This window comes from Flavobacterium endoglycinae (genome assembly GCF_017352115.1).
Taxonomy (GTDB): Bacteria; Bacteroidota; Bacteroidia; order Flavobacteriales; family Flavobacteriaceae; genus Flavobacterium; species Flavobacterium endoglycinae.
Window position 1 is genome coordinate 4699065 of the sequence record NZ_CP071448.1, and the last position, 18286, is coordinate 4717350.

13 protein-coding genes are annotated in these 18286 nt (G+C 36.6%); 12 read left to right on the forward strand and 1 reads right to left on the reverse strand.

The window, feature by feature from the left end; translation table 11 throughout:
• Window positions 1-17: 17 nt before the first annotated feature.
• From J0383_RS20555 to J0383_RS20595, 9 genes are all read left to right on the forward strand, one after another.
• Window positions 18-3050, forward strand: a complete 3033-nt coding sequence (locus J0383_RS20555) for a SusC/RagA family TonB-linked outer membrane protein (protein ID WP_207295819.1) — start codon at window positions 18-20, stop codon at window positions 3048-3050.
• 11 nt (window positions 3051-3061) lie between these two features.
• Window positions 3062-4663 carry a RagB/SusD family nutrient uptake outer membrane protein gene (locus J0383_RS20560; RefSeq protein WP_207295820.1) on the forward strand — a complete coding sequence of 534 codons (1602 nt, stop codon included), beginning with the start codon at window positions 3062-3064 and terminating at the stop codon, window positions 4661-4663.
• A gap of 1 nt (window position 4664) precedes the next feature.
• Complete coding sequence (locus J0383_RS20565) at window positions 4665-6299, forward strand: glycoside hydrolase (protein WP_207295821.1); 1635 nt, start codon at window positions 4665-4667, stop codon at window positions 6297-6299.
• 117 nt (window positions 6300-6416) lie between these two features.
• Window positions 6417-8003: a glycoside hydrolase gene (locus J0383_RS20570; protein WP_207295822.1), complete on the forward strand. Its 1587-nt coding sequence runs from the start codon at window positions 6417-6419 to the stop codon at window positions 8001-8003.
• 143 nt (window positions 8004-8146) lie between these two features.
• Window positions 8147-10570, forward strand: coding sequence for a sugar-binding domain-containing protein (locus J0383_RS20575; protein WP_207295823.1), 2424 nt, complete (start codon window positions 8147-8149; stop codon window positions 10568-10570).
• 112 nt (window positions 10571-10682) lie between these two features.
• On the forward strand, window positions 10683-12053 hold the full coding sequence (locus J0383_RS20580) for a glycoside hydrolase family 27 protein (RefSeq protein ID WP_207295824.1): 1371 nt from the start codon (window positions 10683-10685) through the stop codon (window positions 12051-12053).
• Window positions 12054-13988, forward strand: a complete 1935-nt coding sequence (locus J0383_RS20585) for a family 43 glycosylhydrolase (RefSeq protein ID WP_207295825.1) — start codon at window positions 12054-12056, stop codon at window positions 13986-13988.
• 346 nt (window positions 13989-14334) lie between these two features.
• Window positions 14335-14748: a hypothetical protein gene (locus tag J0383_RS20590; protein WP_207295826.1), complete on the forward strand. Its 414-nt coding sequence runs from the start codon at window positions 14335-14337 to the stop codon at window positions 14746-14748.
• 223 nt (window positions 14749-14971) lie between these two features.
• Complete coding sequence (locus J0383_RS20595; RefSeq protein ID WP_207295827.1) at window positions 14972-15361, forward strand: helix-turn-helix transcriptional regulator; 390 nt, start codon at window positions 14972-14974, stop codon at window positions 15359-15361.
• Window positions 15362-15413: 52 nt separating this feature from the next.
• Here J0383_RS20595 and J0383_RS20600 read toward each other — a convergent pair whose 3' ends face one another.
• Window positions 15414-15746, reverse strand: a complete 333-nt coding sequence (locus J0383_RS20600) for a YegP family protein (RefSeq protein ID WP_207295828.1) — start codon at window positions 15744-15746, stop codon at window positions 15414-15416.
• Window positions 15747-15925: 179 nt separating this feature from the next.
• On the opposite strand from J0383_RS20600, the gene J0383_RS20605 reads away from it, so the two are divergent.
• From J0383_RS20605 to J0383_RS20615, 3 genes are all read left to right on the forward strand, one after another.
• The gene (locus tag J0383_RS20605) at window positions 15926-16387 is read left to right on the forward strand and encodes a copper resistance protein NlpE (RefSeq protein ID WP_207295829.1); all 462 of its coding nucleotides are present in this window, start codon (window positions 15926-15928) and stop codon (window positions 16385-16387) included.
• Window positions 16388-16530: 143 nt separating this feature from the next.
• On the forward strand, window positions 16531-17655 hold the full coding sequence (locus J0383_RS20610) for an XdhC family protein (RefSeq protein ID WP_207295830.1): 1125 nt from the start codon (window positions 16531-16533) through the stop codon (window positions 17653-17655).
• On the forward strand, window positions 17633-18256 hold the full coding sequence (locus J0383_RS20615; RefSeq protein ID WP_207295831.1) for a nucleotidyltransferase family protein: 624 nt from the start codon (window positions 17633-17635) through the stop codon (window positions 18254-18256). Before J0383_RS20610 ends, J0383_RS20615 begins: the two co-directional genes overlap by 23 nt.
• Window positions 18257-18286 lie beyond the last annotated feature (30 nt).

Consider the following 18286-nt stretch of genomic DNA (forward strand, 5'->3'; position numbering starts at 1 on the left):
TCAAAAAATAGCATACTATGAAATTCAAATATATAGGATTTTTTATTGCCCTTTTGTGTACTGCGGTATCCTTTGGACAAATAAAAATAAAAGGAACAGTTAAGGATAAAGCCAATGTACCAATTCCGGGAGTTAACGTGATTGTAAAAGGAACTGCATCATCGGCAGCAACTGATTTTGACGGGAATTATACGATAAGTGTTCCAAACAAAAATGCACAGCTTGAATTCTCTTTTGTAGGTTTTACAACCAAAGTACAAAACGTGGGCGAACAGACAGAAATTAATGTAATCCTTGAAGAATCCAGCCAAGCATTAGATGAGATAGTGGTGGTAGGTTACGCGGCCGTGAAAAAGAGCGACGTAACGAGTTCCATTTCTTCTATAAAAGGAAAAGAACTTCAAACGATGACCGTTGGTAACGTAACAGAATCACTTCAAGGTAAGGTAGCCGGAGTACAGGTTACAGGTCAAGGTGGTCCGGGCGCGCAGCCAAGAGTTTTAATTCGTGGTATTTCGACTTTAAACTTAAATACAGATCCGCTTTATGTGGTTGATGGAATTCCAATGGGAACCAGCATCAACTTCTTAAGCAACAATGAAATAGAATCGATGGAAGTTTTAAAAGATGCTTCAGCAAGTGCCATTTACGGTTCACGAGCTTCAAATGGAGTGATCTTAATTACAACCAAAAAAGGAAAAGTAGGTAAAACCAGATTCAATTTTGATTTGAGTTCCGGTATGCAGATCATGAACAATCCGTATAATATGGCTGATGCCGAAGGTTATGCATCAATCATGAATACAGCGTATAACAATTCGGGTTATTCAGATTATCTGCCAAATCCTTCTCAATACAGAGGAAAAACAACGGATTGGTGGAAAGCAGGAATCAGAACGGGAACACCAGTTACCAATGCCTCTTTAGGAATAACAGGAGGTTCAGAAAAACATACTTTTGGCGTAAGCTTAAATTACTACAATTCTGAATCTATATACGGCATAGGCGGATGGGAAAGAATCACCATGAGAATTGCGAATGATTTTAAATTCTCTGATAAATTCTCAGCAGGTATTACATTAAACCCTCGTTACGAAACTTGGGGACAGCCAGGAAACTGGGCTGATTTTGATAAAATTGATCCAATTACGCCAATTTACAAACCAGCCGATCAGTTAAACGGAACTGAAAACGAATACAGCATTTATGCACGATCTCCATCATATATTTGGAATCCGGTTGCAGCAGTAAAAAGATACGATGATTACACAGATCAATACAATTTAAACACAAACGGATATTTACAATACGAACCAATCAAAGGTTTGGTAATTCGTACTCAAGCATCTGTTGAAGTGGGAGATAAAGTAAGAAATTCATTTACCCCAGATTTTGTAATTGATGCAGCGCACGAAAAACAAGAAATCAATAATGTTCAAAAATGGAATACAACAAATGTTGATTGGACATGGCAGAACACCATTACGTATTCTAAAACATTTGCTCAAAAACACAATGCCTCTTTAATGGTAGGTAACACGATGGAAGAATACAACGGAAATGATCTTTGGGGATATGGTGAAGGAGTTCCAAACAATTCTGATTCCATGAGAGAGCTGAATGCAGCAACTAAAAACAAAGACAGTAAAGGAAACAGCTGGTCAAGTTCGTTGATGTCTTATATTTCGCGTTTTTCGTATAACTACGACGGTAAATACTATTTTACAGGAACATTTAGACGTGACGGTTCTTCTAAATTCATGACCAATAACAAATGGGCAAATTTCCCATCGGCATCGGTTTCTTGGAGAATTTTAAACGAAGGTTTTATGGAATCAGCTAAAGATTTTGTAAGCGATCTTAGACTAAGAGCAGGTTGGGGTAAAGTAGGAAACCAAGGATTACCAAATGCTGTGTATCAATCGAATATCGGACAAGGATATTATGTAATCAACGGACAAGTGGTAGATACTTCTTATCCTTCTTCAATGGCGAACAAAGACATTAAATGGGAAACAGTAGAAGATATGAGTTTCGGACTTGACTTCGGATTTTGGAAAAACAAAGTTTCAGGTTCATTGGAATATTATAAAAAACAAACCCACGATATGTTGTTCTTAAAACAGTTTCCAACCTACAGCGGATTCCCAGGATATTCAACGATGTGGACAAACGTTGGTTCTATGCAGTCAAGCGGTATCGATTTATTGCTTTCCTACAAAGATAAAAAAGGCGATTTCTCGTATGGTGTAGACTTGACTTTTACAACCGTAAATGTTGAAATGCTTACGCTTTCTGCAGATGGTGAGAAACTATACGGATCTGGAAATAGAACTTTAACCGTAAAAGGCGATGTACCAGGATATTTTTACGGATATGTTGCTGATGGATTATTCCAAAACCAAACCGAATTAAACTCACATACTGATGAACACGGAACCAAATTACAACCTTATGCGCAAGTTGGTGATGTTCGTTTTAAAGATTTAAACGGCGATGGAAAAATTGATGAAAAAGACAGAACAAAAATTGGTTCTCCTTGGGCAGATTACAACGTAGGTCTGAATTTAAACTTTGGTTACAAAAACTTTGATTTAGTAGCGAACTTCTATTCAAGTATTGGAAACGAAATCGTAAACCAAAACATTTCAGATTTATACAACGGAGCAAGTTTAACCAACAAAGTCAGTGGATTAGAGCAGATGGCGTGGCACGGCGAAGGAACTTCAAATTATATTCCTCGTTTGTCAAAAGATGATAACAACGAAAACTACACCAAATTCTCCTCTCTTTATGTAGAAGACGGTTCTTTCGTTCGTATGAAAAATTTACAATTAGGATATTCTTTCTACAACAAATTCGGATTGGATAAACTAAGAATTTCATTGTCAGGCCAGAATTTATGGGTATGGACAAAATACACAGGAGTTGACCCTGAAGTAGCCGGAGGAGATCCTGATAAAGGAGACAGAGTAAAAGGATCAGGTTTTGGAGGATGGAATTATCCCGTACAGCCAACAATCTTGATGGGTCTTAATGTTGCATTTTAATCAAAACGATCATGAAAAAAATTATAGTATCAATCATAGCTTTCTCTCTGTTTTCAGCTTCTTGCAGTGATTTCATTGAAAAAGAAGAAAGAGGAACCCAAACATTAGAAAACTACTTTCAAACCGCACAAGAGTGTGAAAATTATACAAACGAATTAACAAAAAGATTGTTGCTTCCAAACGACTGGTGGACATTACTAGCGCCAAGAGTAACCAACGAAATGTCAACCGATGATGCTTGGATGGGAAACACAGGACAAGACAGCGGTGCGCATAGACCTAGTTCACAATACCTGATTACTCCTGATAATATGGGAGATATGAATAGTATTTATACCGCACATTATTACACCATTCAGTCGGCTAATATTGGTTTAGAAAAAATGGCATTATCGCCAATTTCAGAAACGCTGAAAAACCAATATATGGGAGAATCACTTTTCGTTCGTGCTTATTGTTATTACGAATTAGTGAATCTTTTTGGTGGAGTGCCTTTGTACACTACATCTTTAGGAACCGCAGATTTAAAATTAGAAAGAAGCTCAGCCGCAGCAGTATATGCACAGATTGAAAGCGATCTTAAAGAATCAGCAGCAAAATTAGAAAGTGCTCCAGTAGCCAAAGATGGAAGAATCAACAAATGGGCTGCGTATGCTTTGTTAGCTCGTGTGTCTCTGTTTCAAGAAAAATGGGCAGAAGCAAAAAACTATTCAAACAAAGTAATTACAGAAGGACCTTTTGCACTTGAAGCTGATTTCCTAAACATCTGGAATGTAAACAATCATAATGGAGTAGAATCTATTCTAGAAGCACAATCTTCATCAGTTCAAAATAGAGATTTAGGTTCTGCCTTGCCAACTTTATCAGGTGCTAGAGGAGAAGACAAAAAGAACTTTCCAAGTAATGATGCCGCTGACGTTTTGGACGGATGGGGTTGGTGTATGCCGACAAGTGATTTAGAAAATGCCTATCTTTCTGAAAATGACGTAATCCGCAGAAGAAGTACGATTACAAAATGGGGAGAAGCTGCTTACGGAGATGAAGTTTTAAATCCAACTCATAAATTCAGTTTAAACGACAATAAATCAGGACGTATCTGTCGTAAATATTACATTCCTATTGCGACTCGTCGTTCTTTAGATAAAAAAGATGGACATCTTCCGCTAAACATTCCGTTGATTCGTCTGGCAGAAATGTACTTAACAAGAGCAGAAGCCAATTATCATTTAGGAGGAGATGCTTTAGCAGATATCAACATCATTAGAGCACGTGTAAAATTAGATCCAAAAACAGGAATTTCTGGACCCACTTTATTGAGACAAATCTATAAAGAACGCCGTTTAGAACTAGCTTTTGAAGGATTACGTTTGTTCGATATTCGTCGCGAAAAAGACCCAACAACCGGAAGACCAGTTATCGAATCTTTAATGGGACCAAACGGAACTTTTGTAAAATACAATCAGAGTTCAACAGACCCGTACGAAACAACCAACTTGAGAGAACCACAAGACAAAGGAATCAATTTTGATCCTTCAAAACACCTATTGTGGCCAATTCCTCAGTTAGAAATTGACTTAAGTAACGGAGTAATCAAACAAAACCCAAATTACTAAGATGAAGTTTTTTAATACAACTAAAGTAAGTCTGCTGTGTGCAGGCTTGCTTTTGGCTAACACTATAGTAGGATGTGATTCTGAATCAGATAATTCAAATTCTGAAAATGCTGCCGTAACAAGCCTCAACGTAAATCTTGATATGGGTTTACAAACGATGGAAAGTTTTGGAGCTTCAGATGCTTGGCAGTGTAATTTTATTGGGAAAAACTGGCCATCGGATAAAAGAAATAAAATAGCCGATTTATTGTTCAGCCAAGCCGTAGATGCAGATGGAAACCCAAAAGGAATTGGATTGTCATTATGGCGTTTTAACCTTGGAACCGGAAGTGCAGAACAAGGCGATGCCAGCGATATTACCGATGAATGGAGAAGAACCGAATGTTTTACGACAAATGGAGTTTCGTATGACATGAACAAACAAGCGGGTCAAGTTTGGTTTATGAAAGCCGCAAGAGAACGCGGTGTAAACAAACTTTTAGCTTTTGCCAATAGTGCTCCAGTTTACTTAACGCAAAATGGAAAAGCACATGCCGCAATCAAAGAATTTTACAATTTAAAAGATGGTAAAATGCCTGATTTAGCCGATTTCTGGACCACATCTTTAGACAAACTAAAAACAGAACACGGTTTAACAATCGATTATGTAAGTCCGTTTAACGAACCGCAATACGAGTGGGATGGTTCAGGACAAGAAGGTTCTCCGGCAACCAATGCGAATATTTACAGCTTTGTAAATATCCTTTCGCCAAAATTACAAGCAAAAGGATTAGATGCTAAAATTGTAGTGGGAGAAGCAGGATCTTATGAATCTTTATACAAAACCGTTTCAGGAAAAGAAAGCAGATCCAATCAAATTGATTATTTCTTTGCCGCCAATTCTACTAAAAAAATCAGTGGTTTAAGCAATGTAAAAAATACAATTTCGGGTCACAGTTACTGGCAGGCGTGGCCATTAAATGAAATGGTATCGTCAAGACAAGCCGCTGCTTCTAGAATCCAATCTGTTGGTGAAGTGAGTCTTTGGTCATCAGAATATTGTGTTTTAGAAAGTCCGGGAACAGCTGAATTGCCAGGTGGAGCAGGAGCAGGAAGAGACTTAGGAATGTCATTAGCACTTTGGACAGCACGTATCATCAGTACAGACATTGCCGTGGGAGGCGTTACGTCTTGGCAGTGGTGGACAGCAATCAGCCGTGGTGATTATAAAGATGGATTAATTCACGTAGATGATGGAGCAAGCAACGGAGCAGGAAACGCCGATTATTGCAAAAACGATGGATACATCAGAGATTCTAAAACGCTTTGGGCTTTAGGAAACTTCTCTTTCTTCGTAAAACCGGGAATGGTGAGAGTGCAGATTCCAACTATTGACAATTCAACTGAATTAAATAATGTTATGGTTACCGCTTACAAAGATGCGGTAAATAAAAAATTGGTAATCGTTGCGGTAAACATCAGCAAATCGGCTAAAAAGTACAATTTAAAGCTTTCAGGCGGAACAGTTACAGACAATAAATTGACTCCTTACACCACTTCTGAAACTCTAAGTTTGAAAAAAGGAACCGCGGTCGATGCAGCGAGTTTAGAAATTCCAGCAAGGTCGGTTGTGACTTATGTTGGGAATTATAAGTAGAATGTAAAATTAACCGCAAAGACACAAAGAAAAAGCGCAAAGTTCGAAAAGCCTAAAATTTACTTCGCGAACCCTGCGATAACTTGTCGTCTTTGCGGTTAAAAAACAAAAAAATAAATGAGGAAAATATATCTCACGCTTTTACTAGTAACAAGTTCGCTGTCGTTTGCACAGCGAACCGTTACTATCAGCACAGATAATGTAGTACAAACCATGGATGGTTTTGGAGGTTCTGATGCCTGGAGAACACAGTTTGTAGGCAAGAATTGGCCAGAACAGAAAAAAAATGCCATTGCAGATTTGCTGTTTAGCAAAGAAATCGATGCACAAGGAAATCCAAAAGGTATCGGACTTTCGATCTGGCGATTTAATCTTGGAGCAGGAAGTGCCGAGCAAGGCGAAAACAGTAAAGTTTCGGACGAATGGAGAAGAAGCGAATGCTTTCTAAATGCCGACGGAACGTACGATTTCTCAAAACAAGAAGGCCAAAGATGGTTTTTACAAGCGGCCAAAAAACGCGGAGTAGAAAAGTTTCTGATTTTTACCAATAGTCCGCCAGTGCATATGACGAACAACGGATTGTCTTTTGCTTCTCAAAAGAATAAACTGAATCTAAAAGATGGTGCAATTCCAAAATTTGCCGATTTCTTAGTTCAAAGTATTCAAGGATTGGAGAAAAAAGAAGGAATCAAATTCGACTATGTGAGTCCGTTAAATGAACCGCAGTGGGAATGGATGCCGAAAAACGGTGACACCAACAGCCAAGAAGGAACTCCGGCAACCAATCAAGAAATATATGAGGTGACCAAAGCACTTTCGGAAAAACTGAAAGCTAAAAAACTAAGCACCGAAATCGTAATTGCTGAAGCCGCACAAATCGATTATTTGTACGAAAATGTAAATGCCGAAAACCGAGACAATCAAATTGATTATTTCTTTGGAAAGACCAAAACCAACATTACTAAATTTTCGAATGTAAAAAATGTGATTCTAGGACACAGCTATTTTACAACTTGGCCAATTGAAAGACAGGTTTTAAGCAGAAAATTAATCGCTGCCGAAATTAAAAAAAATCCGGGACTAAAATACTGGCAGTCGGAATACTGTATTTTAGAAAATCCAGGAGAAGCTGAAATTCCGGGAGGTTCTGGCGGAGGAAGAGATTTAGGAATGCAGACCGCTTTGTTTGTAGCCCGCTTAATTCATAATGATATTGCAGTAGCCAATGCCGCATCATGGCAATGGTGGACTTCTATTACAAGAGTAGATTACAAAGACGGCTTAATTTATCTGGATGATGGAAAAAGCAACGGAGGAACAGCTCCAGATTATGTAAGGAATGATGGAGAATTTCACGATTCTAAACTGCTTTGGGCTTTAGGGAACTATTCGCTTTTTGTTCGTCCAGGAATGCTTAGATTAGATGTTCCGAACCAAAACGAATTAGACAAAGCAAACGATGTAATGCTAACCGCTTACAAAGACATTCAAAATAAAAAATTGATTGTGGTAGCTGTCAATTGCGGAAAATCGGTCCAGCAATACAAATTTGATCTATCAAAAGGAACTTTAAAAAACAACGAGTTCATACCTTACGTAACTTCTGATACATCAAACTTAAAAAGAGCCGAAGTTCAAAAAAATGGAAATCTAGAAATCCCAGCAAGGTCTGTAGTGACGTTTGTGGGAGAATTGCAATATTAAAAAATTGTTTCAAGTTTCAAGTTTCACGTTTTGGCGCGAACTTGAAACTTGAAACCTGAAACAAAAGAAACAAAAGAAACAAGTAATAAACCAAAAGAAGCTTAGAACCTCAGAATCTTAGCATCTTAGAACCTTTAGAAAAAATGTTAACTAAGAAAACTTTAATCCCCGTACTTCTCTTTTCATGCGTATCGGCATTTAGCCAGATATCGTTTGGAGATTCTAAAAAAATAAATGACAACTGGAAATTCAATCTTCAAGAAACTCCAGATGCAAAAAATAATGCTTTTGATGATAGTAAATGGCAACAGGTTAATGTGCCGCACGACTGGAGCGTAAAAGGACAGTTGAGTCCAACTCTGGCAAGCTGTACAGGTTATTTGCCTGGCGGAATTGGCTGGTATAGAAAATCAATTAATATTCCGCAAAGCAAAGCTGGTGAAAAAGTCTATTTGTATTTTGAAGGAGTTTACAACAGAAGCGAAGTTTTCATTAACGGACATTCTTTAGGAAAACGTCCAAACGGCTATATTTCATTTGCTTATGACGCCACTGAGTTCGTCAAATTTGGTGGAGAAAATATTATTTCAGTTCGTGTCGACCACAGCCAAAGTGCCGATTCAAGATGGTACACAGGTTCGGGAATTTACAGAAATGTTTGGTTGGTGTATGCAAATTCTGTTCACATTGCGCAATGGGGGGTTTACGCCTATCCAGAAGTAAATAAAGGAAACGGAATTTTGAATGTTGAGGTTGAGGTTGAAAATGCTTCAAAAGGAAAAGCAAGTCTGACAATTGTAAATGAACTTTTCTCAAAAGACGGAAAATCAGTAGCAAAATCATCTTCTAAAGTAGATGTGGCGGCGAACCAGAACGGAAAAATTTCGACAAAAATCAATGTTAAGAATCCGAAACTTTGGGATTTAGAAAATCCAAATTTATATGAATTGAAAACTACTGTTTTAAAAGACGGAAAAGAAATCGATAAAACGGTAACGCAAACTGGTTTTAGAAGTTTTACATTCGATCCTAATAATGGTTTTGCCCTTAACGGGAAATGGATGAAAATGAAAGGCGTTTGTCTGCACCATGATGCAGGAGTTTTAGGATCTGCAGTTCCGAGAGAAGTTTGGGAAACCAGATTAAAAACCTTAAAGGAAATTGGCGTAAATGCCATTCGTACCAGTCATAACCCGCAAGCACCAGATTTTTATGAACTATGCGATGAATTAGGATTGTTAGTTTTAAACGAAGCGTATGACGAATGGGAATTCCCAAAACGCAAATGGCTAGAAGGTTGGAACTATGGAACACCAGGATTTGAAGGTTCGTTTGATATTTTTGCTGATTGGGCAGAAAAAGACCTGGAAGATTTTGTACGCCGTGACCGAAACCATCTTTCTGTTTTTGGATGGAGTATTGGTAACGAAGTAGATTATCCAAACGATCCGTATTCGCACCCCGTTTTAGATCAAGGAAAAAATGGATTCGGACAAGCTGCCTACGGAGGTTACAAAAAAGATGCTCCTGATGCGATGCGTCTTGGCGCGATTGCAAAACGTTTGGTGGCTGCAGTTAAAAAATACGACAAGTCACGCCCGACAACAGCAGGTTTAGCTGGAGTTGCGATGTCTAATGAAACAGAATATCCAGGCGCTTTAGACATTACAGGTTACAATTATACAGAAAGCAAATATCAGTCAGATCACCAAAAATATCCAAAAAGAGTAATTTTTGGAAGTGAGAATGTTCATGATATGGAACCTTGGCTAGCAGTAAAAAACAACAAGCATATTTTCGGACAGTTTCTTTGGACAGGAATCGATTATTTAGGAGAATCAGGAAGATGGCCTTCAAGAGGATTTTATTCTGGTTTAGTTGATTTTGCTGGAGTTATCAAGCCAAGAGGCTATTTCCGTCAGTCATTATGGTCAGATAAACCTATGGCATATTTAGGAACATATCCGTTGACAAACGATAAAGATGTTTCTAAAGATGCATGGGCAATCTGGAATTACGAAAACGGACAAAAAATTCGCGTGGTTTGTTATACCAATGCAGCAAAAGCACGTTTGGAATTGAACGGAAAAGTAGTGGGAGAAACGAAGTTGTATGATGAAAAAACGGGAATTATCTATTGGGATATTCCGTTTGCATCAGGAAAATTAGAAGCAGTTGGTTTAGATGCAGGCGATAAAGAAGTAAGCCGTTATGCCATCAATTCTACTCAACAGCCATTTGAGTTAACCATTGCCGATAAAGATATCACCATTAGCAAAGACAAAGGCGTGGCTAAAATTATGGTTCAGGTAAAAGACCAAAACGGACTTCCAGTAATGCTTTCAGACAACGAAGTGACTTGTACCATCAATGGCGCAGCAACATTATTGGGATTGGAAGCAGGAAACAACAGCGACATGACCGATTATACTGATAATATTCAAAGAGTTTTCCACGGACATATTGCAGCGTATATTCAAGCAAATGGCGATTCGACAGCACCTATAAAAGTAAAATTTACAAGCCAGTGGTTAAAACCTGTTGAGGTTACTGTAAATGTGAAATAACAAAGCAGAAAAAGACCTAACAGGTTTTTAAAACCTGTTAGGTCTAATTTTTGTCTGTAACAATAAAATTTCATTATATTTAAAGTGTAAAAACCACACATAAAAAACCACAATGAAAATTACAAACTTACTTACAATGGCGATAGGAGCCTTTTTTCTATCAGCCGTATCTAACGCACAAACCAAAACGTTTCAAAAAGAAGAATTCAAACAATGGGCTCAGACTCCGCCAATGGGCTGGAACAGCTGGGATTGTTATGGACCAACAGTAGAAGAACACGAAGTAAAAGCCAATGCTGATTATATGGCAAAAGAGCTCAAGAAATTTGGATGGGAATATGTTGTTGTAGATATTCGATGGTTTGTCGAAAATGACAAAGCGGGAGGCTACAACCAAACAGACCCTCGTTATGTAATCGATCAATACGGAAGATATCTTCCAGCTGTTAATAGATTCCCTTCAGCAAAAGACGGACAAGGTTTTAAACCATTGGCCGATTACATCCATAAAAAAGGATTAAAATTCGGAATCCATATTATGCGTGGAATTCCTAAAAAAGCGGTTGAAGACAAATTGCCAATTAAAGGAGCAAACGGAATCACAGCAGATCAAGTGTATTCGACAGCATTGCAATGCGAATGGCTGAAAGACAATTATACCATTGTAGCAGACAAGCCTGGAGCGCAGGAATATTACGATTCTATTTTCGAATTATATGCGCAATGGGGAGTAGATTTTATTAAAATTGATGATTTATCAAGACCGTATCACGAAGGCGAAATCAATTTAATCAGAAATGCAATTGACAAATGTGGGCGTAAAATTGTTTTAAGTACATCGCCAGGAGAAACACCAATTTCAGCAGCGCCACACGTATCTACACATGCCAATATGTGGCGTATGGTAGATGATGTTTGGGACACATGGCCGCATATCACGCATTTAATGGATGTTGCTCAAAAATGGTATCCGTACATCGCGCCGGGAACATGGCCAGATTGCGATATGATTCCGTTAGGGCGCATTTCAATCAGAGGAGAAAGAGGCAATGACCGTATGACACGTTTAACAAAAGACGAGCAATATACTTTGATTACATTTTTCAATATCTTCAAGTCTCCCTTATTCTTTGGAGGTGATTTGCCTAGTAATGATGCCTTTACCTTATCATTATTAACCAATAAGGAAGTTGTAAAAATGCACAATCAAAGCACCGATGTTAAGCAGCTTTTCCAAAAAGACGGAAAAATTGCCATTACTTCAAAAAATCCAAAAGATGGAAGTGTTTATCTAGCCTTGTTTAATATTTCGGATAATGCTTCGCAAAAAGTTGTCGTAAACCTTTCTGATATAGGAATTTCAGGTTCAGCAGAAATTTTGAATATGTGGACAGGCGAAAAATCAAAATCAACTTCAAAAGAAATCGGACTGGAATTAAAACCTCACAGTTCTGTTTTATATCAATTAAAAAGTAAAAAATAAATGAAAAGAATACTTCTTTGCCTTGTATCATTACTAAGCCTTTTTGATCCTTTACAAGCCCAAAATACAGCAAAAGGAATTCCGCCCGTTATTGCCGACAAAGACTTAACAGCGTATTTGTTCGTTTATTTCATTGGAAATAAAGTCGAAGAAGAGGCCGTTAATTATGCAGTAAGCACTGACGGGTATCATTATTATGCACTCAACAATAACAAACCTATTTTAGACAGTAAAACCATCAGTTCAACTGGAGGAGTTCGTGATCCGCATATATTGCGTGGTGAAGACGGTAAGACATTTTATATGGTTTTGACCGATATGACTTCTTCAAAAGGCTGGGACAGCAATCGTGCCATGGTTTTACTAAAAAGCACCGATTTGGTAAACTGGAAAAGCAGCATTGTCAATATCCAAACTGCATTTCCTGGAAACGAAGACTTAAAACGCGTTTGGGCGCCACAGACTATTTACGATGCAAAAGCAGGTAAATACATGATTTACTTTAGCATGCAGCATGCAGGAGGACCAGATAAAATTTATTACGCTTATGCGAATAAAGATTTCACGGCTTTAGAAAGCGCTCCAAAATTGTTATTTGTTCCAAAGTCGGGAAATGCTTGTATCGACGGTGATATCATCGAAAAAAATGGAGAATACCATCTTTTTTACAAAACAGAAACCAATACGCCAGGAATCAAAGTGGCGGTTACAAAAGATTTGACTTCAGGAAATTGGATTGAAAATGATAACTACCTGCAGCAGACCAAAGATGGAGTAGAAGGTTCGAGTGTTTTCAAACTAAATAATTCAGACGAGTATATTTTGATGTACGATGTGTACACCAAAGGAAGATATCAATTTACAAAAACGAAAGATTTAGAAAACTTCAGTGTGATTGACAATGACATTTCAATGGATTTTAATCCGCGTCATGGAACGATTCTTCCGATAACTCGTTCTGAATTAAAACGAATTACAGACAAATGGGGAACGCCTGCAAAACTTCCAAAAGTAAACCATAATCCAGTTTTGGAAGGGTATTACGCCGATCCTGAAATTTTGTATTCCAACAAAACAAAGAAATATTACATCTATCCAACAAGCGACGGATTCGACGGCTGGTCGGGTTATTATTTTAAAACCTTTTCTTCAGATAATTTAGTCGATTGGAAAGATGAAGGTATCATTATCGATCTGAAAAAAGACGTGGCTTGGGCAAACAGAAATGCTTGGGCGCCTTGTATTGTAGAGAAAAAGATTAAAGGGAAATACAAATATTTTTACTATTTCACAGCAGCACAAAAAGTGGGAGTAGCCGTTTCTGATAATCCAACCGGACCATTTAAAGACAGCGGAAAAGCAATTGTGGCAACAAGACCCGAAGGCATAAAAGACGGACAAGAAATTGATCCCGATGTTTTTACAGATCCAAAAACGGGCAAAAGTTATTTGTATTGGGGAAATATGTATATGGGAGTTGCGGAGTTAAATCCTGATATGGTTTCGATAAAAGCAGGAACAACTAAAGTAATTGCAGTTAATGATACTTTCCGTGAAGGAACATACGTAATCTATAGAAACGGAAAATATTATTTCTTTTGGAGCGAAGACGACACCAGAAGTCCGAATTACAAAGTGAGATACGGAATTTCAAATTCTCCAACAGGACCGCTTGAAATTCCAAAAGATAATATCGTAATTCAAGGAAACCCAGCAGAAGGCATTTATGCAACAGGACACAATTCTGTTTTGCAACTTCCGAACAAAGACGAATGGTATATCACGTATCATAGATTCTCTTATCCAACAGGAATTAAAATGGGAGATGCGGGAGGTTTTCACCGAGAAGTCTGCATCGATAGATTAGAGTTCAATCCAGATGGAACCATAAAGCAGGTAATCCCAACACATAAAGGGATTCCAGCAGTCAAATAATATTTAATTTTAGTTTTTAATGAAGAAGCCGTTCTCTGTTTAGGGAACGGCTTTTTTTGTGAGCATAAGTTACTTTAACTATCGAATTTATTATAAGTAAAACGCTATATAGGAAAAAGAAACTATAAGTAAAAATTGATGAAAAGATTGAATTACAACCGTTGGTTATATTCTATAAGCTGCTTTGTAGGAAAAAAATAGGTTTTATCCGTAATATTGCGATATGGTGTGTTGTTCGAACATTACAGCATTTTTAAACACATTTTTTTAAGCCCCAAAAACACTTTTAGACCGTCATGTTGTATTTGACTTCTAAATGATTCTTATTTTTTAATTATTATTTATTATGTTCATTTTCCTTACCCACGATCAGGTACAATTTCACTATGGATCAAAGCGCTGGCAGTACAGTTTTAATGAAATTGTAGAATTAGGACTGCTCAAACGAAAAAAGAGTTACTTTTTTGAAAACAGTGCATTTATTACAGTTACCGCAATGGCCTATTACTGTATGATATTTACCAATTTAATGGAGCTCTATTACCTAATTCCAGCCCTGTTATGTTACACCCTCCTCATTATCCTGCGATTTCACAACAATACCGAATTCAATTATTACGTTATTGTTAGAGATACAAACCACAAAGAAATAAAAGTAAAGATAAATCCCGTAGACCGCCCCGCTATAGGAAGAGAAATCGATGACTATTTGAATTTTGAGTTTGAACGCATATTAGAGCAGACTAAGAAAACGGCCTGACAATGTATGAATTATTAAACGAAATTTCAAATTACGATTTGGTTTTTATTATCGTAGCTATTGTATATGGTTTTATCATTATTATAAGAAAAAAATAAAAATTTACGGCTTTAGAAAAACCTACAACAATAGCAGTAAAAATTATTCACCCAAAAATATAGCTGTAATTCCGTAAGTTTAGCAGCGTTCTGTTTCAGCTATACGTGCCCCCCAAATTAAACTTATGGCAACTTCAATCAAAAATAAAATTAAAAGTATAAGAGAGTTAAAAAATTATACTCAAGAATATATGGCAGATCAATTAGGTGTCACTCAAGCAGGTTATAGTAAAATTGAAAAAGGAAAAACAATTTTGTCTTACGTTAAATTAGTCGAAATAGCAAAAATCTTAGAAGTTAGCGTAGAAGATATCATTAGTTTTGATAGTCAGAGATACTTTAACAGCTTTAATACCGTCAAAGGAAATAGTAATTCTGGAAATATTTCCATCAATTCAGATAATAGTGAAGCTTTAAAATCACTTTATGAAGATAAAATAAAACTGCTCGAAAAACTTCTGGCCAAAACAGAAGAAGAACTGAATCGATACAAGAAAAAATTTGGCAGTTTATAAAATGAAAAAACGAGGTCGTATGGGCCTCGTTTTTTATTTTGTATATAAGAATTTAAGCTGTTTGATCGTCAACAGCTGCATCAGGAGCATTTTTCTTTACAGATTCAATTCCGTTTTCTCTTGCAGAAACACTTTCGTACATTTCGCTGGATCCAATGATTTGTCCGTTACTTGCTTTCAAATTAAAATAAGGTTTACCGCTGCTTGATTCTTTTCTGTCAAAACGATTATCGTCTTGAGAATTAGTTTTCACAGATTCAATTCCGTTTGAGCAAGCCGCTTTGGTGCTGTACCCTTCACTACTTAAAATTGTTTGGCCGTTACCAGCTTTCAAATTAAACTGAAATTCACCATTGGTTCTTTTAGTAATTACAAATTTTCCCATGCTAGTTTATTTTAAATTAGATATTATTTTTGATTTTGCTAATTATAAAAATACAAAACTTCATAATATAAAAAATGTTGTAAGAAAAAATAATTGTTAAGCTATTATTTCCAGTAAAATAAGTTTGGTTTAAAACTTCTGTAAGTAAGAAAAAGTTTATATTTTTGAAGCAAAAAAATATGAAGAAAACAATTATAATATGCATCGCTGCTTTTCAGCTGCTATCTTGTAATTCCAAAAAAAGCCAAGAAGAAGATAATACCGTATCTATAGATTCTGTAAGTACAAATAATGAAATAGATCCGATTAGAGTTTTTGAAGGAACATTGCCGTGTGCCGACTGCAATGGCATACAAACCGTTTTAAAAGTTAATATTGTAGATAATAACTTTGAATTAACCAGTATTTACGAAGGAAAATCACCAGAGAAAAAAATAGTCGAAAAAGGGAATTTAAATACTGAAAAAGGATTAGACAAAGACAAAGATGGTACTATTTATATTTTAAACTGGGATAAACCACAAACCGAACAAATCTACTATGGTTATTACAGCAACAACCCCGAAAAACTGTATAGGCTTGATAGAGATAAGAAAATAATCAAATCTCAGCTGCATTATTTTTTAGAATTAAATGAATAATGTTATCTGAAACAATTTAGATAAGCTTTCAAAAAAATATTACAAACTTAAACGCAGGAAAGTCATTTAAGTTTGTAATATTTTTTATTTTTAGACATTAAACTAAATCATTAGTACCTATTTTTATTGATGGATAAGAACGTATGAAAGAAATCACTGAAATCCTTAGAGCCTATACAGAAGCAAAGTCAGCAGGAAAAAAAACAGCTTTGGCAACCGTAGTAAAAGTAGAAGGATCATCATACAGACAACCCGGAGCCAGAATGCTGGTAACCGAAGATGGGATGCTGACAGGAGCCATAAGCGGCGGCTGTTTAGAAGGTGATGCCCTGCGAAAAGCACTTCTCTCCATCAACCAAAAACAAAATAAACTCGTAACCTACAATACCAGCAGCGAAGATGATGCCGAAGTTGGTTTGCAGCTTGGATGCAACGGAATCGTTCATATTCTTTTTGAATATATAGATGAAGAAGCTCAAAATAACCCCATTCAGCTTTTAGAACAATTAGAATCAGAAAGAAAAGAAGCTGTTATTGTTACAGTATTTTCCCTGAAAAGAAATGCTTCTCAAATAGGGACAACCTTATTTTTTAGAAAAGACAGTCCTGTTTTAAATCATCACAATGAAGCTTTGAATCTGATTTCTGATGTGAAAGAAGTGTTGAAAACGAAGACTTCTACAATAAAAAAACTTCAGGAAGAAAGCGATGATGAAGCATTGATTGAATATATAAAACCATCCATTTTGCTTGTAATTGCAGGAGCAGGAAACGATATTCAGCCAGTTGTTAAAATGGCAGCCATTTTAGGATGGAAAATTACTATTGGCGATGGACGTGCGACGCATGCAACAGCAAAACGTTTTCCAAAAGCCAATCAGATTTCGGTCGTGAAACCAGAACAATTTCTAGAAAATATAATCATTGACGGTCAGACCTATTTTGTTTTGATGACACACAATTACAAATATGATCTGGCTGTTTTGAAGGCATTGCTGCAAACTAATTGCTATTATGTCGGAATTCTCGGTCCAAAATCAAAATTCAACCGAATGCAGGATGATCTTTTAGCAGAAGGAATTACCATAAATGAAGAGCAGTTAAGCCGAATTCACAGCCCTGTTGGTTTAGATATTGGCGCCGAAACCTCAGAAGAAATTGCCTTGTCAATCATCTCTGAAATTAAAGCTGTGGCTTCATCCCGTGAAGGAACTTCTTTGAAATATAAACTGGGTAAAATTCACGATGAAATTCATAATGGAGAATAAATTCCGAAATAAAACAGGGATTATTATTTTGGCAGCCGGAAGTTCTTCACGATTGGGCAGCCCCAAACAACTTTTGAAATATAAAGAATCAACTCTGCTGAAAAACACCATTTCACAAGCTTCTAAAGTTTCAAGTGCCTTTATAATTGTGGTGACAGGATCAGAAGCTGAGATAATTGAAAAAGAATTTAATACAGAAGAAATACTGTTTTCTTTTAATCCAGATTGGCAAAACGGAATGTCTTCATCAATTATAAAAGGAATTGAGGAATTATTACATTTTAATCCAGATTGTGAACAATGTATTCTGGCGGTCTGCGATCAGCCATTTGTAACGAGTTTCGTCTTTGAAAATTTAATTCGAGAATCAAATAAAAATCAAAAAGGAATGGCAGCTTCTGCATATTCAGAAACATTAGGAACACCAGTTTTATTTCACAAAAAGTATTTCCAAGAATTACTAAAATTAAAAGGACAGGAGGGAGCCAAAAAACTCATTAAAAAGCATCTAGATGATGTTATCTCAGTTCCTTTTGAAAAAGGTAACATTGATATCGATACAGAAGATGATTATTCTCAGTTGATTTCTTTTGATAAGTGACAGAGGTTTAAAGAGACAGAGGTTCAAAGA